Origin of the sequence: Haemophilus sp. UMB1048 (assembly GCF_030218125.1) — a bacterium.
GTDB lineage: Bacteria > Pseudomonadota > Gammaproteobacteria > Enterobacterales > Pasteurellaceae > Haemophilus_D.
Genome location: NZ_JASOPB010000020.1, coordinates 1 through 676, shown reverse-complemented (window position 1 = coordinate 676; position 676 = coordinate 1). Strand labels below are relative to the sequence as shown.

Genomic DNA, 676 nt, shown 5'->3' with positions numbered 1-676 from the left:
TTAGCGCCGGCTGCGCCAGTGTCACCTTTATCGCCTTTGTCGCCTTTAGCGCCGGCTGCGCCAGTGTCACCTTTGTCACCTTTGTCGCCTTTAGCTCCGGCTGCACCAGTGTCACCTTTGTCGCCTTTATCGCCTTTATCGCCTTTATCGCCTTTAGCGCCGGCTGCGCCAGTGTCACCTTTATCGCCTTTGTCGCCTTTATCGCCTTTTTCGCCTTTAGCGCCAGCTACACCTTGGTCGCCTTTGTCGCCTTTAGCACCAGCTGCACCAGTGTCACCTTTGTCACCTTTGTCGCCTTTAGCGCCAGCTGCACCAGTGTCACCTTTATCGCCTTTGTCGCCTTTTTCGCCTTTAGCACCAGCTGCACCTGTGTCACCTTTATCGCCTTTGTCGCCTTTAGCGCCGGCTGCGCCAGTGTCACCTTTTTCACCTTTAGCACCTGCTGCACCGGTGTCACCTTTTTCACCTTTGGCACCAGTATCACCTTTCGCACCAGCTGCACCAGTGTCACCTTTTTCACCTTTAGCACCTGTAGCACCAGTGTCACCTTTTTCACCTTTAGCACCTGTAGCACCAGTTGCGCCTGTAGCACCGTCTTTACCGTCTTTACCATTCTTACCATCTTTTACGATAGTAGTAGTAACTGTACCGGTCTCAAGATCAGTAATAGTGATTG

At 52.7% G+C, this 676-nt stretch carries 1 protein-coding gene; it reads right to left on the bottom strand.

All coding sequences use genetic code 11. The features are described 5' to 3' along the window. Positions 1-676 (bottom strand): hypothetical protein (locus QP437_RS09670; protein ID WP_285267693.1); only part of this gene is annotated, 676 nt, incomplete at both ends.